The sequence below is a fragment of the Pseudoalteromonas sp. SG43-6 genome, from assembly GCF_014164365.1.
Taxonomy (GTDB): Bacteria; Pseudomonadota; Gammaproteobacteria; order Enterobacterales; family Alteromonadaceae; genus Pseudoalteromonas; species Pseudoalteromonas rhizosphaerae.
On the sequence record NZ_JACJEZ010000211.1, the window covers coordinates 1 to 267 of the forward strand.

The following is a 267-nucleotide window of genomic DNA, read 5'->3' on the forward strand; positions in this document are numbered from 1 at the left end:
TCCAAGTGGAAACGATCCTTCACACCCCAGGACATCTCCCTTTAGAGCGCATTGATGTTTGGTTTCAAGATGAAGCACGGTTTGGACAACAGAATCAAACAACACGCTTATGGGCTGAAACAGGCACGAGACCCCGTGCAATAAAACAACAGCAGTTTGAGTATGGATACTTATTTGGTGCAGTGTGCCCAAGTAATGGTAAAACAGAAGCGCTGATCAGCCCTATCGTCAATAAAGACGTCATGACGCAACACATGGAATTAATAT

Annotated in this window: 1 pseudogene; it reads left to right on the forward strand. The window is 44.6% G+C overall.

The features are described from left to right. Positions 1-267: pseudogene (locus H5201_RS23625) on the forward strand (IS630 family transposase); the annotation flags it as partial.